Origin of the sequence: Corallococcus sp. CA047B, assembly GCF_003612065.1 — a bacterium.
Classification (GTDB): Bacteria; Myxococcota; Myxococcia; order Myxococcales; family Myxococcaceae; genus Corallococcus; species Corallococcus praedator.
Genome location: NZ_RAWD01000060.1, coordinates 1 through 23,546, shown reverse-complemented (window position 1 = coordinate 23,546; position 23,546 = coordinate 1). Strand labels below are relative to the sequence as shown.

The window sequence follows — 23,546 nt, the reverse complement described above, 5'->3', positions numbered from 1 at the left end:
CCTCCCGCACCCCTTTCGTTGAAGAGCACACCCCATGTCCTCTGACTCGAACATCGACGCGCAGGCCATCGCCATCGTCGGCATGGCCGGACGTTTCCCCGGCGCACCCGACCTCGACACCTTCTGGAAGAACCTGCGCGAAGGCGTGGAGTCCATCCAGCCCGTGCCGGACGCGGAGCTGGAGAAGCTGGGCGTGGACCCCGTCCTGCGCAAGGACCCGCGCCACGTGAAGGCCAGCGCCGCGCTGGAGGGCATGGAACTGTTCGACGCGGGCTTCTTCGGCTTCACGCCCCGCGAGGCGGAGCTGATGGATCCGCAGCACCGCGTCTTCCTGGAGTGCGCGTGGGAGGCGCTGGAGAAGGCGGGCCACACGCCAGAGGGCTTCGACGGCTCCATCGGCGTGTTCGCGGGCGCGTCCACCAACACGTACCTGGTGTTCCACCTGGTCCCCAACTTCGACCAGTTGAGCGGCATGGACCAGGTGCAGGTGGACGTGAGCAACGGCGGGGACTTCCTGGCCACGCGCGTCGCGTACAAGTTGAACCTGCGCGGGCCCAGCTACTCCATCACCAGCGCGTGCTCCACGTCGCTGGTGGCCACGCACGCGGCCTGCCAGAGCCTGCTCAATGAAGAGTGCGACGTCGCGCTCGCGGGCGGCGTGTCCGTGCACGTGAAGCACCCGGAGGGCTACCCCTTCGTGCCCGGCGGCATCGTGTCCCCGGACGGCCACTGCCGCGCGTTCGACGCGAAGGCGGAGGGCACGGTGTTCGGCAGCGGCGTGGGCGTGGTGGTGCTCAAGCGGCTGGCGGACGCCATCGAGGACGGCGACCACATCCACGCCATCATCAAGGGCTCGGCCATCAACAACGACGGCGCGCTGAAGGTGGGCTTCACCGCCCCCAGCGTGGAGGGACAGGCCACCGTCATCAGCGAGGCCCTGGGCGCCGCGGGCGTGCCCCCGGAGAGCATCGGCTACCTGGAGGCGCACGGCACCGGCACGAAGATGGGCGACCCCATCGAGGTGCGCGCGCTCAACAAGGCGTTCAAGTTCCGCTCCGCCGCCGCGAAGGCGAATCCTCCGAAGATCCCGGTGGGCTCGCTCAAGAGCAACATCGGGCACCTGGCCAACGCGGCCGGCGTCTCCAGCCTCATCAAGGCCGTGCTGACGCTGGAGCACCGCCAGATTCCGCCCAGCCTCCACGTGACGGAGGTGAACCCGGAGATTCCGTTCGCGGGTGGCCCCTTCTTCGTCAACACGAAGCTCACCGACTGGCAGGCGAACCCCAAGCACCCGCGCCGCGCGGGCGTCAGCTCCTTCGGCGTGGGCGGCACCAACGCGCACGTCGTGCTGGAAGAGGCCCCCACGCTGCCCGCGTCCGGGGCCTCGCGGCCCACGCAGTTGCTGGTGCTGTCCGCGAAGAGCGACGCGGCGCTGGACGCGGCGACGCGCAACCTGGCCGCGCACCTGAAGGCGCATCCCGAGCAGCCGCTCTCCGACGTGGCCTTCACGCTGCAGACGGGCCGGCAGGCGATGGGCAGGCGGCGCGTGCTGGTGTGCCGCGACCGGGACGACGCGCTGGCCGCGCTGGAGGTGGAGGGTGGCCCCCGCCTGTGGACGCAAGCGCCGGACGTGCAGGAGCGGCCGGTGGCGTTCCTGTTCCCCGGTCAGGGTTCGCAGTACGTGGGCATGGCGCGCGACCTGTACGCGTCCGAGCCCACGTTCAAGAAGCACCTGGACGCGTGCGCGGAGAAGCTGACGCCGCACCTGGGCCTGGACCTGCGCACGGTGCTCTTCCCGGAGGCCTCGAAGGCGGAGGCCGCGACGCAGGCGCTGTCGCGCACGGAGCTGACGCAGCCCGCGCTCTTCGTCGTCGAGTACGCGCTCGCGAAGCTGTGGATGGCGTGGGGCGTGAAGCCCTCCGCGATGCTGGGTCACAGCATCGGTGAGTACGTGGCCGCGTGCCTCGCGGGCGTGTTCTCGCTGGAGGACGCGCTGGCGCTGGTCGCCGCTCGCGGCAAGCTGATGCAGGGGCTGCCCGCGGGCGCGATGCTGTCCGCGCGCATGGAGGAGTCCGCGCTGAAGCCGCTGCTGACGGGCGGACTCGCCGTGGCGGCCGTCAACGCGCCGGGCTTCACCGTGGTCGCGGGCCCCACCGACGCGGTGGACGCACTCCAGGCGAAGCTGGAGGCGCAGGGCGTGGAGGTGTCGCGGCTGCACACGTCGCACGCGTTCCACTCCTCGATGATGGACCCCATCCTCGCGCCCTTCACGGAGCGCGTGCGGCAGGTGAAGCTCAACGCCCCCTCCCTGCCCTTCCTGTCCAACGTGACGGGCACGTGGATTGAAGCCGCGCAGGCGACGGACCCGGGCTACTGGGCCACGCACCTGCGTCAGGCGGTGCGCTTCTCCGCCGGGTTGCAGGAGCTGTCGCGCAAGTGGCCGCAGGCGGCCTTCCTGGAGGTCGGTCCCGGCACGGTGCTGGCGACGCTGGCGAAGCAGCAGCCGGGCGCCGAAGGCCGCGTCCTGGTCAGCTCCACGCGCCACCCGCGCGAGCAGTCCTCGGACCTCCCGGTGCTGCTGGGCGCGCTGGGCCGGCTGTGGCTGGGCGGCGTGTCGGTGGACTGGAAGGGCTTCTCCGCCAACGAGCAGCGCCGCCGCGTGCCGCTGCCCACGTACCCGTTCCAGCGCGAGCGCTACTGGATTGAAGCGAAGCCCCTGGGCTCCGGCACCCGCGCGGAGTCCCCCGCGTCGCTGACGAAGCGCACGGACGTGGCGGACTGGTTCTACGCGCCGTCGTGGAAGCTCGCGCCCCTGCCCCGCGCGAAGGCCCGGGAAGAGGCCGGCGCGGGCTGGCTGGTGTTCGCGGACGACACGGGCGTGGCGGATGCGCTGGCGCCGAAGCTGGGTGACACCGTGTTCCGCGTGGTTCCGGGCGCGCAGTTCGAGCAGCGAGCGGACGGCACGTACACGGTGGATCCGAGGCGCCGCGAGGACTACTGCGCGGTGCTGGAGTCGCTGAAGAAGCAGGGCCGCACGTTCGCGAACGTGGTGCACCTGTGGAGCCTGTCGCGCGAACCCCTGGCGTCGGACGCGGCGCTGGAGCTGGGCTTCCACAGCCAGCTCTTCCTCGCCCGGGCGCTGGGCGACGTGGGCCACCTGGAGCCCCTCACGTGGTCCGTGGTGACGAGCCGCTCGGCGCGCGTGGAACAGGCGGACGAGCAGCTTCCGGAGCAGGCGCTGCTCGTGGGCCCTACGCGCGTGCTGCCCCAGGAGTATCCGCACCTCACCTGCCGCTTCGTGGACGTGGTGCCCGGGGACGCGGGCGCGGTGGCGGACCGGCTGGCGGCGGAGCTGCGTGCGGAGGCGCGTGACGCGGTGGTGGCCCTGCGCGGCCGTCAGCGCTGGGTGCAGACCTTCGAGCCCGTGCGTCTGGAGGCCGGCGGTCCGGAGGTGCTTCGCGACGGCGGCGTGTACCTCATCACCGACGGCCTCACCGGCATCGGCCATGCGCTCGCGTCCGAGCTGGCGACGGTGCACCACGCGAAGCTGCTCCTGGTGGAGACGGCGGACTTCCCCAGCCGGGGTCAGTGGACCGCGTGGATGGAGAAGCAGGGCGTGGACGACGCCGTCACCCGCCGCATCCAGCGCGCGCTGGCGTTGGAGCGCACCGGCGTGGAGCTGCTGGTGCTGCCCGCGGCGCTCACCGACGTGGAATCCATGAAGGGCGTGGTGGACGCGGCGCTCGCGCGCTTCGGCCGCATCGACGGTGTCATCCACGCGGCGGGCGGCATGCAGGGCGCCACGCTGGGCACCATCGCGGAGACCGGGCCAGCCGAGTGCGACTGGCACTTCCGTCCCCAGGTCCACGGCGTGCAGGTGCTGCGGAAGGTGCTGCCCCCGGAGGGCCCCGCATTCTGCCTCCTCGTCTCCTCGCTGTCGTCGGTGCTGGGCGGCCTGGGCCAGGTGGCGCAGGCGTCCGCCAGCGCCTTCATGGATGCCTTCGCGGAAGGGCTCAGCGAGACGTCCGCCTACCCGTGGCTCAGCGTGGACTGGGACGCGTGGCAGTTCGCGGACGCCCGCGCGATGGAGGAGGTCAGCCCCGCGCTGGCCCGCTTCGCCATCCAGCCCACAGAAGGGTTGGAGGCGCTGCGCCGCGCGCTCTCGCAGGGGGAAGGCGGACAGCTCGCCATCTCCACCGGCGACCTGAGCGCGCGCCGCCGCCAGGGACCGCGCCCCACGAAGAAGGACGCGGGCCGCAAGGACGCGGCGCCCGGCAAGCACGGGCGGCCGTCCATCCTCACGCCCTTCGTCGCGGCGACCACGGAGCTGGAGAAGACGGTCGCGGGCATCTGGGAGCAAGTGCTGGGCATCCACGGCATCGGCATCCACGACAACTTCTTCGAGCTGGGCGGGCACTCGCTCTTGGCCACGCAGCTGCGCAACCACATCCACGCGGTGCTCAAGGTGGACCTGTCGCTGCGCGGCCTCTTCGAGACGCCCACCGTGGCCGGGGTCGCCGGACGCGTGGAGCAGGAGCTGGGCAAGCGCGCGGCCTCCACGGAGAAGCCCATCGCGGAGCGCCTGCGCACCGCGTTCCCCACCGAGCGCCCCGCGCTGATGACGGAGTACCTGCGCCACCACATCTCCGAGGGGCTGCGCATCCCCTTGGAGAAGCTGCCCGCGGACGGAAGCCTCAAGGGACATGACCTGCACGCGCTGGGCGCGGAGCTGGAATACGACCTGCGGCAGGACTTCAAGTTCCAGCTCTACCCGCACGAGGTGCAGGCGCACCCGTCCATCCCGGAGCTGTCGAAGTACCTGCTCGTGGAGATGGACCGGCTGACGAACCCGCAGCGCTTCGCGGAGGGCAAGCCGCTGTCCGCCTATCCGCTCAAGCCCTACCGCGCGCAGGGCACCGGCAAGGCGCGCACCGACACCGCGAAGAAGAACCCGCCGATGGTGTTCGTGCACTCCAGCCCTCGCGCGGGCTCCACGCTGTTCCGCGTGATGCTCGCGGGACATCCCCGGCTGTTCTGCCCGCCGGAGGTGAACCTGCTCTTCTTCGAGAGCATGCGCGAGTGGCGCGAGAACATCGGCTTCGGCAGCGAGATGGAGTGGACCACGGGCGGTCTGCAGTGGGCCTTCATGGAGCTGGAGAAGCTGGACTCCGGCGCCGGTGCCGCGCTGGTGGACAGGCTGGTCGCGGAGGACGCCTCCGCGCAGGACGTCTACCGCCGCCTCCAGGAGAAGTCCGCGCCCCGGCTGCTCGTGGACAAGACGCCCACGTACGCCATGGACGTGGAGACGCTCCAGCGCGCGGAGCAGATGTTCGAGGGCAACAAGTACATCTACCTCTACCGGCACCCGCTGCCGGTGATGGAGTCCATCCTCCGGATGCGCTTCGACCGCCTCTTCGCCGCCGGCCTCTTCGGCGACGCGGACGTGGACCCCTACGTGGTGGCGGAGACGGTGTGGGCGCTGTCCAACCGGAACCTGCTCAACTTCTTCGACGGCATCGGCCGCGAGCGCTGCCACTGGGTGGCGTACGAGGACCTGGTCGCGGATCCGACGAAGGTGATGACCGGCGTGTGTGACTTCCTGGGCCTGCCCTACGACGAGCGCATGGTCCAGCCGTACGACGGCAAGAAGGACCGGATGATGGGCGGGCTGGGCGACCCCAACATCCTCCAGCACCAGGGCATCGAGAAGAAGCTGGGCGAGTCCTGGAAGCGCATCAAGTGGCCCCGCGCGTTCGACGCCTCCACCCACGCGGTGATTCAGCGGCTGGGCTACTCCGTGGAGGGCGCGACGCCCGCCCCGGCGCCCACGCCGGTGGTCCCCGAGGCGAAGAAGAAGGTGACCGCCGCGGAGGCCGAGAAGCTGCTGGAGAACATGGATCAGCTGTCGGACGAACAGGTGGCGGAGCTGCTCGCGGTGCTGGAAGACGCGGGCGGCGGTGGCACGGGTGGCGGTAGCAGCGACGAGGAAGCAACCGGATCATGACGTTGACGCCCGAAGAGAAGCGAGCCCGGCTGGCCCAGCTCCTGAAGGACAAGACGCGCCCCGCTGGGAAGCAGGCGCCCCTGTCCTTCGCGCAGGAGCGGATGTGGTTCCTGGACAAGTGGAGCCCCGGCAGCGCGGCGTTCCACATGCCCACCGCGGTGCGCCTGTCCGGCACCGTGGACACGGCCGCGCTGGGCCGGGCCCTGGCCCTGCTGGTGGAGCGGCATGAAACGCTGCGCACCACCTTCCAGGAGCGCGACGGTCAGGCGATGCAGATCATCGCCGCCACCGGTGAAGTCCCGCTGGAGGTGATGGACCTCCAGGGCCTGCCGGAGTCCGAGCGCGAGGAGGAGGCCCAGCGGCGCGTGGTGCGGCTCGCGCAGCAGCCCTTCAGCCTGGAGCAGGGCCCGCTGTTGCGCGCGGTGCTGATGCTGCTGGGCGGCGGCGAACAGGTGCTGCTGGTGGATCAGCACCACATCGTCTCCGACGGCTGGTCCATGGGCGTGCTCGTGCACGAGCTGGCGATGACGTACCGCGCGTGCCTGGAGGGCCAGCCCCCGCCGCTCAACGCCCTGCCGCTGCAATACGCGGACTGGGCCGTGTGGCAGAAGGACTGGCTCCAGGGCGCGGAGCTGGAGCGGCAGCTCACGTACTGGAAGGGCCGGCTCAACCCGCACGCCCTGCTGGAGCTGCCGGCGGACAAGCCGCGTCCAGCGCTGATGAGCTCCAAGGGCGCTCGGAAGGTGATGCACCTGTCCAGCCCCCTCACCCAGGCGCTCAAGGCGCTGGGCCAGCGCGAGGGCCGCACGCTCTTCGTCACGCTGCTGTCGGCCTTCAACGTGCTCCTGTCGCGCTACACCGGACAGGAGGACGTGGTGGTGGGCACGCCCATCGCGGGCCGTCCGCGCGCGGAGGTGGAGGGGCTCATCGGCCTGTTCGTGAACATGCTGGCGCTGCGGACGGACCTGTCCGGCAAGCCGTCCTTCCGCGAGCTGATGGGCCGCGTGCACGAGTCCACGCTGGACGCGTACGCGCACCAGGACATCCCCTTCGAGCGGTTGGTGGACGCGCTCAAGCCTGAACGGCACCTGAGCCACACGCCCATGTTCCAGGTGATGTTCGTCCTCCAGAACGCGCCCATGCCGGCCCTGGAGGCCCCGGGCCTGGTGATGGAGGCGAAGCCGGTGGACACCGGCACGACGAAGTACGACCTGTCCCTGCTGCTGGTGGACCTGCCGCAGGGCCTGCGCGTCATCGCCGAGTACAGCACCGACCTCTTCGAGCCGGCCACGGCCGAGCGGCTGCTCGCGCACTACCAGACGCTGCTGGAGGCCATCGTCGTCCAGCCGGACGTGTCCATCTCCCGGCTGCCGCTGCTCCCCGACACCGAGCGCCACCGCGTGCTCCAGGAGTGGAACGACACCACCGTCGCCCATCCGCCCGAAGCGACGCTCACGTCGCTCATCGAGGCGCAGGTCGCGCGCACGCCGGACGCGGTGGCCCTGGAGTTCGAGGGCACGCGCCTCACCTACCGGGAGCTGGATGCCCGCGCCAACCAGCTCGCACACGCCCTGCGCAAGCACGGCGTGGGGCCGGAGGTCCGCGTGGGCCTGTGCGTGGAGCGCTCGCTGGAGATGGTGGTGGGCCTGCTGGGCACGCTCAAGGCGGGCGGCGCCTACGTGCCCCTGGATCCGGGCTATCCGCAGGAGCGCCTGGGCTGGATGTTGGAGGACGCCCGGCCCCCCGTGCTGCTGGTGCAGGAGCGGCTCCTGTCGCGGCTGCCGGCCACGGACGCGAAGGTGGTGGCGCTGGACACGGGCTGGGAGGCGATTGCCCGCGAGCCCACCACCGCGCCCGCGCCGCTCGCCACGCCGGATTCGCTGGCGTACATCATCTTCACGTCCGGCAGCACGGGCCGTCCCAAGGGCGCGATGAACGCGCACGGGCCGGTGTGCAACCGCCTGCTGTGGATGCAGTCCGCGTACCGGCTCACGCCGGCCGACGTGGTGCTCCAGAAGACGCCCTTCAGCTTCGACGTGTCGGTGTGGGAGTTCTTCTGGCCGCTGATGACCGGCGCGAAGCTCGTCGTCGCGAAGCCCGGCGGACACCAGGACCCGGCGTACCTGACAGCGCTCATCACGTCCGCGTCCGTCACCACGCTGCACTTCGTGCCCTCCATGCTCCAGGCGTTCCTGGAGGAGCCGGACGTGGCCGGGTGCACGTCGCTGAAGCGCGTGGTGTGCAGCGGCGAGGCCCTGCCCCTGGAGCTGAAGGAGCAGTGCCTGCGAATGCTGCCCGGCGCGGGGCTGCACAACCTGTACGGCCCCACGGAAGCGGCGGTGGACGTCACCTTCCACGCGTGCCAGCCGAACGACGGGCGCAGGTCCGTGCCCATTGGCCGGCCGGTGGACAACACGCAGATCCGCATCCTGGACGCCGAGTTGCAGCCGGTGCCGCAGGGCGCGGCGGGCGAGCTGTACATCGGCGGCGTGCAGGTGGGCCGGGGCTATCTGGCGCGGCCCTCGCTCACCGCCGAGCGATTCATCCCGGATCCGTACGCGACGGCGCCGGGCGCGCGCATGTACCGCACGGGCGATGTGGCGCGGTGGCTGCCGGACGGCGAGGTCGAGTACCTGGGCCGCGCGGACTTCCAGGTGAAGATCCGCGGCCTGCGCATCGAGCTGGGTGAAATCGAGGCCTCGCTGGAGAAGCACCCATCGGTGAAGCAGGCGGTGGTGCTCGCGCGCGAGGACCGGCCGGGCCAGAAGCGGCTGGTGGCATACGTCACCGGCCGGGACGCTGCGCCGGAGGCGGGCGCGCTGCGTGCGTTCCTGCTGGAGCGGTTGCCCGAGTACATGGTGCCGTCCAACGTCGTGGTGCTGGAGCGCATGCCGCTCAGCCCCAACGGCAAGGCGGACCGCAAGGCATTGCCGGCACCGGAGTTGGGGGGCGCGGATCCTTCGCGGCCCTTCGTGGCGCCGGGGACGGCCATCGAGCAGCAGATCGCCCAGGCGTGGAAGGACCTGCTGCACGTGGAGCGGGTGGGCCTGGACGACCCGTTCTTCGAGCTGGGTGGCAACTCGCTGCTCGCGCTCCAGTTGCACCGTCGGTTGACGGCGGAGCTGGGCGTGAAGCTGGCACTGACGGACCTCTTCCAGTACCCCACCGTGCGGGCGCTGGCGACGCGGCTGTCGCGTCGGGAGGAGCAGCCCTCGGAGGACGCGGCGCAGTCGGGCCGTTCCCGGGCCGAGGCGCGACGCACGGTGAACCGCCGAGCGGTGGGGGGCCGCGGTCGGGCGGAGACGACGGACGGAGACGCGGATGAGTGACGCAGTGGGTGGTGGTGAGGAGCGCATCGCGATCGTCGGCCTGTCCGGCCGCTTTCCGGGGGCCCGGGACCTGGAGGGGTTCTGGGAGATGCTGCGGCGCGGAGGCGATGCGCGCCGGGTGCCCACGGACGCGGAGCTGGACGAGGCGGGCGTGCCGCAGGCCCTGCGCGCCCATCCCCAGTGGGTGCGCTCCAGCTACGTGCTGGACGGCGCGACGGACTTCGACGCGGGCCTCTTCGGCTACAGCCCGCGCGAAGCGGAGTTGATGGATCCGCAGCAGCGCATCTTCATGGAGTGCGCGTGGGAGTCGTTGGACAACGCCGGCTATGATCCGGGCCGCTTCAAGGGCGCGGTGGCCGTCTACGCCAGCGTGAGCCTGAGCTCCTACCTGCTGCGCGCGTTGATGCGGCAGCCGGACCTGATGGACGCGGCGGGCTCGTTCGGCGTGATGCTGGCCAACGACAAGGACTACGTGGCGACGCGCGTGTCCCACCGGCTGAACCTGCGCGGCCCCGCCGCCACGGTGCAGACGGCGTGCTCCAGCTCGCTCGTGGCGCTCCATCTGGCGTGCCAGAGCCTGCTGTCGGGCGAGAGCGACATGGCGCTCGCGGGCGGCGCGTCCGTGTCCTTCCCGCAGACGGCGGGCTACCTGTACCAGGAGGGGATGATCTTCTCGCCGGACGGGTACTGCCGCGCTTTCGACGCGAAGGCGCACGGCACCGTGCGTGGCGCGGGCGCGGCGGTGGTGGTGCTCAAGCGGCTGTCGGACGCGCTCAAGGACGGCGACACCCTCCACGGCGTGCTCCTGGGCACGGCGGTGAACAACGACGGCGCGGGCAAGGTGGGCTTCACCGCGCCGAGCGTGGAGGGACAGGCCGCCGTCATCGCGGAGGCGCTCGCCATCTCCGGCGTGAGGCCCGACGACATCCAGTACGTGGAGGCCCACGCCACGGGCACCCCGCTGGGCGACCCCATCGAAGTGGCCGCGCTCAACCAGGCGTTCGGAGGCACGGAGACGGGCTCGAAGCGCGTGGCGCTGGGTTCGCTCAAGGCCGCCATCGGCCACCTGGATGCGGCGGCCGGCATCGCGGGCGTGGTGAAGACGGTGCTCGCGATGGAGCACCGCGAGCTTCCCGCGAGCCCCCACTTCCAGCAGGCCAACCCGGTCATCGACTTCGACGGTGGGCCGTTCTTCGTGCCCTCCGAGCCCCGGCCGTGGGTGGCCCAGGACGGGCCGCGCCGCGCGGGCGTGAGCGCCTTCGGCATTGGCGGCACCAACGCGCACGTCATCCTGGAGGAGGCCCCCAAGGCGCCCGCCCCCGCTCCGTCGCGCCGCGTGTGGCACGTGCTGCCGCTGTCGGGCCGCACGCCCGCCGCGCTGGAGGACGCCACGGCCCGGCTGGCCGCGCACCTGGACGCGAACCCCACCCTGCCCCTGGCGGACGTGGCCTACACGCTCCAGTCAGGCCGCCACGCGCACGAGCACCGCCGCGCGGTGGTGGTCCGCGACACCGCCGACGCCCGGGCCGCGCTGAAGGACGCGCGCCGGTTGCTGGGAGGCGCGGGCACGAACACGCGCAGGCCCGTGGTGTTCCTCTTCTCCGGCCAGGGTTCGCAGTACGTGGACATGGGCCGGGGCCTGTACGAGCAGGAGCCCACGTTCCGCGCGGAGGTGGACGCCTGCGCACAGAAGCTCCAGCCGCACCTGGGCCTGGACCTGCGCACGGTGCTCTACCCGTCCCCGGACGGACGCGAGCAGGCCACGGAACAACTGCGCCGGACGTCCCTGACGCAGCCCGCGCTGTTCGTCATCGAGTACGCGCTCGCGAAGCTGTGGGCGTCGTGGGGCGTGACGCCGCAGGCGATGGTGGGCCACAGCATCGGTGAGTACGTGGCCGCGTGCCTGTCGGGCGTGTTCTCCCTGGACGACGCGCTGGCGCTGGTGGCCACGCGCGGCCGTCTCATGCAGTCGCTGCCCTCGGGCGCGATGCTGTCGGTGCGGATGACGCCCGAGGCCGTCCAGCCGCTGATGGACGCGCGCCTGTCCGTGGCGGCCGTCAACGCGCCGGGCTTCACCGTCGTCGCGGGCCCCACCGACGCGGTGGATGCGCTCCAGGCGAAGCTGGAGGGCCAGGGCGTGGAGGTGTCGCGCCTGCACACGTCGCACGCGTTCCACTCCGCGATGATGGACCCCATCGTGGAGGAGTTCCGCCAGGCGGTGCTCAAGGTCACGCGCAAGGCGCCGAAGGACCTCTACCTGTCCAACGTCACCGGCACCTGGGTGACGCCCGAGGACGCGACGAGCCCGGCGTACTGGGCCCGCCACCTGCGGGAGGCCGTGCGCTTCCAGGACTCGGCGGCGCAACTGCTGACCGACCCCGAGCACGTGTTCCTGGAGGTCGGTCCGGGCAACTCGCTGGCCACGTTGGTGCGCCGCAACGCCACCGAGGGCACCTTCCCGGCGATCCTCACGTCGCTGCCCTCCCCGCGAGACGCCGGCCAGGACGCGCTCACGCACGCCACGGACGCCGCCGCGAAGCTGTGGCTCGCGGGCGCGAAGTCGAACCTCTCCCGCGTCTACAAGGGCGAGGCGCGCCGCCGCATCCCCCTGCCCGCCTATCCCTTCCAGCGCGAGCGCTACGACCTGCTCAAGGGCCCGCCGCCCGCGCTTCCCCGCGCCTCCGCCGTCCCCGCGATGACCGCGACGGCGCAGGGCGTGGAGCTGTCCGTGCCCGTCTGGCCGCGCACGCGGGCCTCGCCCCAGGTGCCGTCGCTGACGGGCCAGCGCTGGCTGGTGCTGGAGGCGAACACGCCGGTCGCCGCGCGCGTGACGGAGCGCCTGCGCCTCGCGGGCGCGGACGTGGTGTCGCTCGTGGCGGGGACGGACGTGTCGGATCCGGTGACGCGGCGCTTCGCCGTGGATCCGTCCCAGCCCGAGGCCCTGAGCGAGCACCTGGAGCGCCTGCGCGGTGAGGACTGGACGCCCGCGCACATCGCGTACCTGTGGCCGCTGCTCAAGGAGCACCGCGCGCTGGAGGCGGGGCTGGAGACGTCCTTCCACGCGCTCCTCCAGGTGGCGAAGGCCGTGGGCCCTGGCGCGGCGAAGGCGCCGGTGACGCTGGACGTGGTGACCACCGGCGCGCAGGACGTCACGGGCGAGGAGCCGCTCGTGCCCTGGCAGGCCGCGAGCGTGGGCACGAGCCGCGTGCTGCCCCAGGAGTACCCGGGCCTCACCGTGCGCGCCGTCGACGTCACCTGGCCCGCGCCGGAAGAGGCCGCGTCCGGTCCGTGGCTGGAGCGACTGGTGACGGAGCTGTCGTCCGGCACGGAGCCGGTGGTGGCCCTGCGCGGGCCGTACCGCCACGTGGAGTCCTTCGAGCCCACCCCCGTCCCCGCGACCGGGGCGTCACAGCCGGACGCGCTCAAGGACGGCGGCGTCTACGTCATCGTCGGTGGCCTGGGCCGCGTGGGCTTCGCGCTCGCGGAGCAGCTCACGCAGGCGGTGAAGCCGAAGCTCGTCCTGATATCGCGCCGCACGCTGCCCGCGGCCGGAGAGTGGGACGCGTGGCTTGAAGGCCATGACGCCCAGGACCCGACGTCCAGGGCCATCGAGCGCGTGCGCACGCTGGAGAAGACAGGGGCGCAGGTGCTCGCGCTGCGCGCGGACGCGGGCGTGGCGGGCCAGCTCGACAAGGCGCTCCAGGTGGCGGAGGCGCAATTCGGCCACCTCGACGGCGTCTTCTACGCGGCGGGCGACGGCGGCATGGCCACGCGCATCGCCGTGGCCGAAGCCACGCACGAAGCCAACACCCCGCTGCTCGCGGGCCGGTTCGGGGGAGTGACCTACCTGGCGGAGGCCCTGGCGACGCGCAGCCCGGACTTCGTCGTGGTGCAGTCGTCCCTCACCGTGGTGCTGGGCGGCATGGCGGTCAGCGCGGTGGCGGCGGCGCACGCCGGAATGGACGCGGTGGCGGCGAAGCAGGCCCGGAGCGGCGGCACCCGCTGGTACACCGTGGACTGGGACGTGTGGGGCGTGGGCGAGGGCTTCCGTCCCGACGCCGTCATCGCCCCGGCCGAGGGCTTCCGCCTGCTGCGCGCGCTGCTCTCCCAGCCCACCGGCGGACGCTTCCTCGCGTCGCTCGGGTCGTTGGAGGCCCGGCTCCAGTTGGCGCGCGACGGCGCGGCGGCCACGCGCTCCGGCGCGAAGTCCGGTGGCCGGCATCCCCGGCCCCCGCTGCCCAACGCCTTCGTCGCCCCGCGTGACGAGACGGAGGAGCGCGTCGCCACCCTCTGGCAGGACCTGCTGGGCGTGGAGACGGTGGGCATCACCGACAACTTCTTTGAACTGGGTGGGCACTCGCTCCTGGGCGTGCAGCTGTTGTCGCGCATCCGGGAGGCCTTCCAGGTGGAGCTGTCCATGCGCGCCCTCTTCGAGTCCCCCACCGTGGAGGTGATGACGGTGGCCATCGTCGAAGCGAGCGCCAGCCAGCTCGACCCCGAAGACCTGGAAGCCATGCTCGCGGAGCTGGAGCAGAGCTGAAGTCCCCCTGGATTGCCCGGGCCCGCGCGCCCTGTCGTAGTACCGTGCGCGGGCCCCTGACCCCTCCTGCCAGAAGAGACGTGGAATGAGCCTTTCCCAACGCCTGACCATCACCCAGCCCATGCGGGTCTTCTGGCTCACCTGGTTCGGTCAGCTCATCTCGATCATCGGCTCCGGCCTCACCGCGTTCGGCGTGGGCGCCAAGGTGTTCCTGGACACGCGCTCCACCACGCAGTTCGCGATGCTGTCCTTCTTCGCGTTCGCGCCCATGGTGCTGCTGTCGCCGTTCGCGGGCGCGTTCGTGGACCGGTGGGACCGCCGCCGCGCGATGCTGCTGGCGGACCTGGGCAACGGCGCCAGCACGTTGATCATCTTCGCCATGGTGCTCGCCAGCAACCGGGGCCTGTTCGTGATCGAGGCCTGGCACTTCTACCTGCCCGTCGCCTTCGGGGCCTGCTTCGGGGCCTTCCGCTGGCCCGCCTTCTTCGCCACCATCACGCTGCTGGTGCCCAAGCAGCACCTGGGCCGCGCCAACGCCATGGCGGAGGTGGCCAGCGGCGCCAGCCAGATCCTCGCCCCCATTGTCGCGGGAGCGCTCATCGAAGCGGTGGGCCTCATCGGCGTGTTGACGGTGGACGTCGTCAGCTTCTCCTTCGCCGTGCTCACGCTGCTCATCGTCCGCTTCCCGCGCCCGCCCGTGTCCGCGGAGGGACAGCAGGGCAAGGGGTCGCTGATCGAGGAGATGAAGCAGGGCTGGAACTTCATCCGCTCGCGCCCGGGTCTGCTGGGCCTCTTGGCCTTCACCGCCGTGGCCTCGCTGTGCATGTCCCTGGTGATGTTGCTCATCACCCCGCTGGTGCTCGCCTTCACGGACATCTCCACGCTGGGCGGCATCGCGTCGGTGGCGGGCGTGGGCGCGCTGGTGGGCGCCATTGGCATGGGCGTGTGGGGAGGCCCCAAGAACCTGCTCCACGGCGTCCTGGGCTTCAACCTGCTGTCGGGCCTGGTGCTGTTCATGGCCGCGCCCGTGCCCAGCGTGCCCCTGGTGGCCGCCGCCGCCGCGCTCTACCTGTTCACCATGCCGCCGATGATGGCCGGCAGCCAGGCGTTCTGGCAGCGCAAGATTCCCGCGGACCTCCAGGGCCGCGCCTCCGCGGTGAAGCGCATGGTGCTGCTGTGCATCGCGCCGATCGGCGCCCTGATGGCGGGGCCGCTGGCGGACGGGCTCTTCGAGCCGGCCATGGCGCCCGGCGGCGCGCTCGCCGACAGCATGGGGCGCCTCCTGGGCGTGGGCCCGGGGCGCGGCATCGCGCTGCTCTTCATCTTCCTGGGCCTGGTGACGCTCGCCAACGTGGCGGTCGCGTGGCTGAACCCGCGCGTGCGCAACCTGGACCGGGAGGTTCCGGATGCCCTGCCGGACGTGCCCGTCGCCCAGCCGGAGGACACCTCCTCCAACACGCCGTCCACCCCCGCCGCCGGAGCCTCCGCGTCATGAGCGCCCTCTCCCAGGTCCTGCGAATGCTGCGCATGCTCCCGTCCGCCATGGCCGTGGCCACGCCCGGCCTGGGCCCGTGGCTCGCCCGCCGCCGGTGGCCGCGCGCCGAGGGCACCCTCACGCTGCCCGGCCTGCACGGCAAGGTGGAGGTGCTGCGCGACACGTGGGGCGTGCCGCACCTGTACGCGCAGGACGACCACGACCTGTTCTTCGCCCAGGGCTACGTGCACGGGCAGGACCGGCTGTTCCAGTTGGAGATGGGCCGGCGGCTGGTGGACGGCAGGCTCGCGAGCCTGCTGGGGCCCGCCCTGCTCCCGGTGGATCAGATGATCCTCACGCTGGGCCTGCGCCACATGGCCGAACAATCCTGGCCCCAGGTGGATCCGGAGGCCCGCGCCGTCCTGGAGGCCTACAGCGCGGGCATCAACGCGCGCATCGCCGCGGAGCCGCTGGCCTACGAGTTCACCGTCCTGGACGTGACGCCCGCGCCCTGGACGCCCATGGACACGCTGACGCGCGGCAACCTGCTGGCGCTGATGCTGGGCGGCAACAACCGGCTGGAGCTGTTGCGTGCCCGGCTGGTGGCGGCGGCCGGTGAGGAGGTGGCCAACGCGCTGTTGCCGCAGAACGCGCCGGAGACGCCGCTCATCGTCCCGAAGGAGGCGCGCCTGCCGGGCCTCAAGGGCGTGAAGTCGCTGTCCGGCCTGGACAAGGTCGACGCGGTGCTGGGCGACCCGAACATCGTCTCCGGCAGCAACAACTGGGTGGTGCACGGCCAGCGCACGCAGAGCGGCAAGCCGCTGCTCGCCAACGACGTGCACATCGGCCTGGGCTTCCCGTCCACCTTCTACGAGAACGGCCTGCACGGCGGCCGCTTCGACCACGTGGGCTTCTCCCTGCCCGGCGTGCCGCTGCTCATCATCGGGCACAACGGGAAGATCGCCTGGGGCATGTCCAACCTGGGCCCGGACACCCAGGACTTCTACATCGAGAAGCTGGACGACCCGAAGGCGCCGAAGAAGTACCTCTTCCAGGACACGTGGCACGAGCTGCACGTGCGCCGCGAGGAGATCCCCGTCAAGGGCGGCACGCCCGTGGTGCTGGAGGTGAAGAGCACCCGCCACGGCCCGCTGATGAACGCGGTGATGGGCGACGAGCTGAAGGACAGCGAGCCTTTGGCGCTCAAGTGGGCGCACGGCGAATGCCAGCCGCTCTTCAACGCCGTGCTGCGCCTCAACCTGGCGACGGACTGGGAGTCCTTCCGCGGCGCGATGAAGCTGTGGGAGAGCCCGGGCCAGAACTTCGTGTACGCGGACACGGCCGGCAACATCGGCTACCAGGCGTCAGGGAAGATTCCCATCCGCCAGGGCCACCAGGGCCTCATCCCCATGCCGGGCTGGACGGGCGAAGCCGAGTGGACGTCCTTCATCCCCTTCGAGGAATTGCCCGCGTCGTTCAACCCGCCCGCGGGCTACGCGGCCACCGCGAACAATAAAATCACCTCCGACGACTACCCGTACCTCATCGCGCACAACTGGTTCCCCGGCTACCGCGCCAAGCGCATCACGGACCTGCTTGAGGCGGGCACGAAGCACACCGTGGAGGACATGCGGCGCATCCAGGCGGAGACGTACTCGCTGCCCGCGGAAGCGCTGCGGCCCTACTTCCTGTCGGTGGCCCCGGGCGACGACGCGCAGAAGCAGGCGGTGGCCGCGCTCCAGGCGTGGGACCTGCGGTTCGAACCGGACGCGGTGGGCGCCACGGTGTTCCAGGCCTGGTACATCGAGGTGCTGCGCCGGTTGCTCCAGCACAAGCTGGGGCCGGAGCTGGTGCAGCAGTACCTGCTGAGCCAGTACGAACGCCACGGCAGCCTGCACATGCCCTTCGTCATCGGGTTGATGTCCCAGCCGGAGAGCCCCTGGTGGGACGACCCGAAGACGCCCGCGAAGGAGACGCGCGACGACATCCTCCGCGCGGCCCTGGCGGACGCGACGGCGTGGCTTGGGAAGACGTTCGGTCCGAAGCCGGAGGGCTGGGCGTGGGGCAAGGTCCACACGCTCACGTACACGCACCAGCCGCTGGGCGGACCGATGATTCCCGGCCCCATCCGCCGCGCCTTCAACACCCGCACGGTGCCGGCCCGGGGCGACAACTACTCCGTGGACGGAGCCTCGTTCCTGTGGAGCCACCCGTTCAACGTGGTCCACGGCACCGCGCTGCGGATGATCGTCGACCTGGAGGACTTCTCCCGCTCCATGTCCATCCACGCGCCGGGGCAGACGGAACACCTGTTCCACCCGCACCGTGACGACCTGTTGGACTTGAGCCGCGAGGTGAAGTTCCACCCCATGCTCTACACGCGTGACGCCGTGGAGCAGCACCGCGAGGCCACGCTGACGCTGACGCCCGCGGTCGCGCTGGTGAAATAAAACAACCCGGACAAGAAGGCCGTCACTCCCCCCGGAGCGACGGGCCTCCTGGCCCGGGTTCGTTGCTGCGTGGCTCCAGCAAGAGCCGGCACTCGTGTTCGCGTCGAGTTCCCCCTCAGAAACTCGACGCTTCCCCCTTCTACGTGCCGACCCCTGCGGCTCCTCCCCCGTTTGTTCCCCGCTCGTACGCCAGTGGGCTAAGAAGTCCCCCGACCTCTTTGACTCACCGTGTCGCTTTGCGGGCCCCCCCTGCTTCCCGTGCTGCGATGAAGAGACAGTACGCCTCCCCCCTTTTCCGGGCTGTGAAGCGGCCCACAGGCTGAGTGTGAAGGCGTTCACACCCGCCGGACTTGTCCGCTCGGTCTGGATGGGAGGCTTCCCTACCTGTATCCAGGGATTCCAGGCAGAATGGCGGCCCCCTCATGTCCTACGCGCAGCTGCTGGCCGAAATCCCGATGTTCGAAAGCCTCGGCCGCGAGGACCTGGAGACCATGTCGTCGCTGCTCCAGCCCCGGCGCTTCGCCCGGGGGGAGGTCATCTTCCACCGGGGAGATGTGGGGACGGCGCTGTTCATCATCCGGCGCGGGCAGGTGGCCATCCGGCTGAGCTCCAGCGAGGGGCGCGAAATCACCCTGGCGCTGTTGGACCGGGGGGACGCGTTCGGGGAGCTGTCGCTGCTAGACGGCGAGTCGCGCTCCACCGACGCGATGGCGCGCGAGGAGGCGCACCTGCTCACGCTCCAGCGCGACGACTTCCGCCGCTACCTGGAGACGCGGCCCCAGGTGAGCCTGGCGCTGCTGGCGAACATGAGCCGGCTGGTGCGGCGCACGACGCAGCTCGTGTACGACTCGGCCTTCCTGGATGCGCGCTCGCGGCTGGTGCGGGTGCTGCTGGAGCTGGCGAAGACGCAGGGGCGCCAGGGGCCGGAGGGGCTGGTCATCACCCCGAAGCTCACCCAGTCGGAGCTCGCGAACCTCTGCGGCGTCACGCGCGAGAGCGTCAACAAGTGGCTCCGCTACTACGTGCGCGAGGGGATGCTGTCCTTCGAGGGCGGGCAGATCATCCTGCTCCAGCCGGAGCGGCTGGGGCAGGACGCGGAGTAGCCGTCACCCTCCCCCGGCCGGCTCCCACCGCACGCGGAAGAGGGACAGGGGCTCCTCGCGGCCCTTCACCGTCACCGGGGCCAGGGGCTCCAGCGCGAAGGCGTCCGCGTCCAGCAGGGCGCGCGTGGCGTCGGTGAGGAGCACCTCGTCCGGGCACGCGACGCCGCACACGCGGCTGGCGACGTTGGTGGCGTCCCCCACGGTGGCGTACTGGAGGTAGCGCTCCGAGCCGATGTTGCCCGCGGCCACCGGCCCCGAGTTCAGGCCGATGTGGACGTGGATTTCGGGCACGCCTTCGGAGCGCCAGCGCGCATTCAGGTCCGCCAGCGCGCGCTGCATCTCCACCGCCGCGCGCACGGCGCGCTCCGCGTCGTCGGGCCGGGCGAAGGGGGCACCCCACACGGCCATCAGCGCGTCACCGATGTACTTCTCCAGCGTGCCTTCGTGACGGAAGACGATGTCCGCCATCACCGGGAAGTACGCGTTGAGCATGTCCACCACCTGCCGGGGCTGGAGGCGGGAGGACATGGCGGTGAAGCCGGTGATGTCGGAGAAGAGGATGGTGACGTTCGCCTCGCGCACGTCCAGCGGGACGCCCTTCAGGGCCTTGAGCTGGCGCACGACGTCGGGCGGGAAGAAGCGCTGGTAGGCGTTTCGCAGCACCGCCTCCTCCTCCAGCCTGCGCGCCAGGTGCGCGTGGTCCAGCGCGATGGCGGCCTGGTTGGCGAAGGCGGTGAGGAACTCCAGGTCCTCGTCGGTGAAGAGGCCGCCCTGCTTGAGGCTGTCCAGGTACAGCACGCCCAGCACCGTGTCGCGCGTGCGCAGGGGTACGCACAGCGAGGCGCGGATGGACTGGCGGAAGACGGACTCGGACGCCTGGAGGCGCGCGTCGTCGCGGGCGTCGGCGAAGAGCGCCGCCACGCCGCGCGAGTGCACGTAGTCCACGATGTGCTGACTGTAGAAGCGCTCCGGCAGCGTCCCGCCCCGCGCGCCCCGGGCCACGCGCGGCACCAGCTGCCCGGTGTCCCGGTCCACCAGCAGCACCGCCGCCCGGTCCACCGCCCAGATTTGGAAGACGAGCTGGACGACGCGCTCCAGCAGGCCGTCCACCGGGCCCGGCGACGAGAGAATCTGCCCCACCTTGAGGAGCACCTGGAGCTTGTCGCCGGTGCGGTCCGGCGAGCGCGTGTCGAGCAGCGACTCCATGGCGCCCCCGGAGAAGCGTGTCTCCAGGGGCTGGGTGCGCAGCGGGCCCCAGCCGTCCGGCAGCGGCGTGTCCGAAGAGACGAGCCGGAACGACACCTCGCCGCAGCGGAAGGACTGGCCGTGGCCCAGCTCCTGGCGCGTCACGCGGTGCGGGCCCACGAAGCTGCCGTTCTTGCTCTCCAGGTCCACCAGCACCACGCGCCCGCCCCGCCGCTCCAGGCGCGCGTGGCGCCGCGACAGGCTGGGGTGCGGCACGCGGATGCCGTTCTCCTCGGTGCGGCCGATGGTGGTGGTGCCTTCCGGCAGCATCACCACCCGTTCATCCACCTGTCCTGGGTTGAGGATGAGGCGCATGCGCTGCCGCTCAGGAGGACGTGGACCAGGAGGGCCCCTTGGCCGTGAACGCGTCGGCCCGGGGCGCGGGCGCCTGCGCCTCCAGGACGGCGGGGGCCACCTGCTGGGCGGTGCCTTCGGAGGAGGACGCGGACGCGCTGCCGTGCCGCGCCACCACCTCCCGCACGACGAGCATCGCCGCGTCCGGGCCCGGCAGGCGCCGCTCCCCCACGGGACGGCAGTCGAAGGAGGCCGCGAGCCGGGCGGCCAGCGATTCACTCACCAGCACCTGGTCGCGCCCGGCCACGGTGGCGAGCCGCGCGGCGGTGTTCACCACGTCGCCCAGCACCGTGTGGTCCAACCGGCCGCGTCCCGTGGCGCCCACGTTGCCGGACACCACCGTGCCGGTGTCCACGCCCATGCAGACGCCGTGCGCGTACGGGGACGCGTCGCCCCCGCTCCACGCGAGCGCCTGGAGCCGCTGCTTCACCGCGAGGCAGGCGTCCAGCGCGCGCGCCACGTGGGCTTCGCCCTGGAAGACGGCCATCACGGCGTCGCCCAGGAACTTGTCCACCACGCCGCCGCGCGTCTCCAGCTCCGGGAGGATGACCTCGAAGTTGGCGTTGAGCCGGCGCAACGCGGCTTCCGGAGGGTGCTGGCGGGTGACAGCGGTGAAGCCCGCCACGTCGAGGAAGGCGACGGTGGCGTCCACCTGCTCGCCCGCGAGCGCGCCGGGGCCGCGCACCAGCGGCAGCACGCGCTCCAGGATGCCGCCGTGCACGAACATGCGCAAAAGCGCGTTCTCCTCCGTGGAGCGCACCGCGCGGCGCAGCTCCGCCACGTGGCGCACCGTCTTCGCCAGCGTGGACTCCAGGTCGTCCAGGTCCACCGGCTTCACGAGGAAGTCGAACGCGCCCCGGTTCATCGCCGTGCGCAGGTTGGGCATGTCGCCGTACGCGGAGACGATGACCACCTTCACCAGCGGATCCACTTCGCCCACGCGCGACAGGAAGGTGAGCCCGTCCATGCGCGGCATGTTGATGTCGCACAGCACCGCGTGCGTGTCCGGGTGCGCTCGCAGCACCTCCAGCGCCTCTTCACCGTCGCGCGCGAAGACGAAGGTGTAGATGCCGTCGCGCACGTGCTTGCGGAAGCGCTGGCGCATCAGCACCTCCACGTCCGGCTCGTCGTCCACCACCAGCACCTTCGCGGGCTGCGAGGCCCGGCCCGCCTCCACCAGCGCGACGAAGCCCGCGGCCAGCTCGCGCGCGGACGTGAAGCGCTGCTCCGGCTTCGGGTGCAGCGCGCGCTGGAAGAAGGCATCCCCGGCCGCGCCCAGCTCCGGCACCAGCTGTGAGACGGCCACGGTGGGTGGGTGGAAGACGCCGCGCAAGAGGCCGCCCACGGACTCGGGGCCGTAGGGGAACTGGCCGGTGAGGGCGCGGTAGAGCACCACCGCGAAGGACCAGAGGTCCGCTCTCGCGTCCAGGTCCGGATCCGCGCGCAGCTGCTCCGGGCTCATGTAGCGCAGCGTGCCGGTGAGCCCTTCGGCCTGCGCGGACGCGGCCTCGTCGGAGCGGAGGAGCGAGCGCGCGAGCCCGAAGTCGAGCACCTTCACCACCTCCTCCCCGTCCACGTGGGCGAGGAAGAGGTTGGCGGGCTTGAGGTCGCGGTGCACGAGTCCCGCCGCGTGCGCCGCCGCCAGCGCGCGGGCCACCGGGGTGACGAGCGCGGACACGGCGGCCGGGGACAGGCGGCCGCGCTGGGTCAGGCGCGTCTCCAGGTCCTCGCCCTCCAGCAGCTCCATGACGATGTACGGCACGCCGCCGTCCACGCCGGAGTCATGCACCTGCACCACGTGCGGGTGGCGCAGCCGGGCCACGGCCTGGGCTTCCTGTTCGAAGAGGCGGTGGGCCTCCGGCGTGCGGGCCACGACCTCCGACGCGATGAGCTTGAGGGCCACGTGCCGCTGAAGTTGCAGGTCGACGGCCAGCCAGATGGCACCCATGCCACCGCCGCCAATCCTGCGCTCCAGCGCGTACCTGCCGCCCAGCGGGCGTCCGGTGTCCATCAGCCCTGTGTCTCCGTCCCGGGAGCGACCCCACCGCCGCCCCTCGCGAAGCCGGGAATGATGGCACACCTGGAGCGCGCCGGGCGTGCCCATTGCGCCACGCGCGGCGGATGGCTGCACGCCCGGTGTGGGAGGGAGGGACGTCCAGCGTCAGGCGCGCGTCAGCGACGCCACGAGTCGGGGCAGCACGTCACCCGCCCGCGCCTCCACGCGCACATCCGCGAGGCTGTCGCCGCGGCTCTCGCCGATGTTGAGGATGCCGATGGGCATGTGGCGTTCAGCGGCGCGGGTGACGAAGCGGAAGCCGGAGTAGACGGTCAGGGACGAGCCCACCACCAGCAGCGCGTCGCCCTCCTCCAGGAGCGCGAACGCGTCGTGCACCAGCGGCGCCGCGACGTTATCCCCGAAGAACACCACGTCCGGCTTCAGCGTCCCGCCGCAGCGGGTGCACGCGGGGACGCGGAAATCCGCCACGGCCTCCGGCGGCAATTCCGCGTCGCCGTCCGGCCGCAGCTCCACGACGGTGTGCGCGAAGTCCGGGTTGAGCCCCAGCATCCGCGCCTGCACCGATGCGCGGGGCTCCTGCGCCTGGCAGGACAGACAGCGCACCCGCGACAGCGCGCCGTGCAGTTCGAGCACGCGCTGACTGCCGGCCGCGTGGTGCAGGCCATCCACGTTCTGGGTGATGAGGCCCGGCGTCATGCCCGCCGTCTCCAGCGCGGCCAGCGCGAAGTGTGCGTCGTTGGGCCGGGCGGAGGTGAAGCGCGGCCAGCCCAACAGGCTGCGGGCCCAGTAGCGCGCGCGGACCTCGGGGCGTTGCAGGAACTCGCGGTGCTGGATGGGGTTGCGCACCTTGTGGCGCGTCTCCGGACCGCGGTAGTCGGGGATGCCGGACTCGGTGCTGCAGCCAGCGCCGGTGAGCACCACGACGCGGCGGCCGCGCAGGAGCGAGGCCAGGGCTTCCAGGCCCGCTTCGGGCGGAAGGGCGGCGACGGGCGGGTCGGCGAGGAGCGTCATGCGCCCCAGCCTATAACGC

9 protein-coding genes are annotated in these 23,546 nt (G+C 71.7%); 6 read left to right on the top strand and 3 right to left on the bottom strand.

Translation table 11 applies throughout. The features are described 5' to 3' along the window. The first annotated feature begins 34 nt into the window (after positions 1-34). From D7X74_RS12650 to D7X74_RS12625, 6 genes are all read left to right on the top strand, one after another. Entirely contained in the window at positions 35-6,004 is a 5,970-nt protein-coding gene (locus D7X74_RS12650) for a type I polyketide synthase (protein WP_120533196.1), read from the top strand. Beyond that, positions 6,001-9,333 carry a non-ribosomal peptide synthetase gene (locus D7X74_RS12645; RefSeq protein WP_233602075.1) on the top strand — a complete coding sequence of 1,111 codons (3,333 nt, stop codon included), beginning with the start codon at positions 6,001-6,003 and terminating at the stop codon, positions 9,331-9,333. The genes D7X74_RS12650 and D7X74_RS12645 overlap by 4 nt, the downstream gene beginning before the upstream one ends. Then, positions 9,326-13,873 carry a type I polyketide synthase gene (locus D7X74_RS12640; protein ID WP_120533195.1) on the top strand — a complete coding sequence of 1,516 codons (4,548 nt, stop codon included), beginning with the start codon at positions 9,326-9,328 and terminating at the stop codon, positions 13,871-13,873. The genes D7X74_RS12645 and D7X74_RS12640 overlap by 8 nt, the downstream gene beginning before the upstream one ends. 85 nt (positions 13,874-13,958) lie before the next feature. Beyond that, positions 13,959-15,368: an MFS transporter gene (locus D7X74_RS12635; protein ID WP_120533194.1), complete on the top strand. Its 1,410-nt coding sequence runs from the start codon at positions 13,959-13,961 to the stop codon at positions 15,366-15,368. After that, positions 15,365-17,797 (top strand): penicillin acylase family protein, encoded by a 2,433-nt coding sequence (locus tag D7X74_RS12630; protein ID WP_120533193.1) that lies wholly within the window; start codon positions 15,365-15,367, stop codon positions 17,795-17,797. Before D7X74_RS12635 ends, D7X74_RS12630 begins: the two co-directional genes overlap by 4 nt. A 422-nt stretch (positions 17,798-18,219) precedes the next feature. Beyond that, the gene (locus tag D7X74_RS12625; protein WP_120533192.1) at positions 18,220-18,900 is read left to right on the top strand and encodes a Crp/Fnr family transcriptional regulator; all 681 of its coding nucleotides are present in this window, start codon (positions 18,220-18,222) and stop codon (positions 18,898-18,900) included. Between the two features lie 3 nt (positions 18,901-18,903). Here D7X74_RS12625 and D7X74_RS12620 read toward each other — a convergent pair whose 3' ends face one another. The 3 genes from D7X74_RS12620 to D7X74_RS12610 all read right to left on the bottom strand — a co-directional run bounded on the left by D7X74_RS12620 (position 18,904) and on the right by D7X74_RS12610 (position 23,527). Then, positions 18,904-20,460, bottom strand: coding sequence for an adenylate/guanylate cyclase domain-containing protein (locus tag D7X74_RS12620; RefSeq protein ID WP_120533191.1), 1,557 nt, complete (start codon positions 20,458-20,460; stop codon positions 18,904-18,906). Positions 20,461-20,470: 10 nt separating this feature from the next. Further along, a complete protein-coding gene (locus D7X74_RS12615) occupies positions 20,471-22,510 on the bottom strand; it encodes a protein kinase (protein ID WP_120533190.1) in 2,040 nt (679 codons plus the stop codon). A 150-nt stretch (positions 22,511-22,660) separates the two neighbouring features. Beyond that, positions 22,661-23,527, bottom strand: coding sequence for an NAD-dependent protein deacetylase (locus D7X74_RS12610; RefSeq protein WP_120533189.1), 867 nt, complete (start codon positions 23,525-23,527; stop codon positions 22,661-22,663). Between the last annotated feature and the right edge of the window lie 19 nt (positions 23,528-23,546).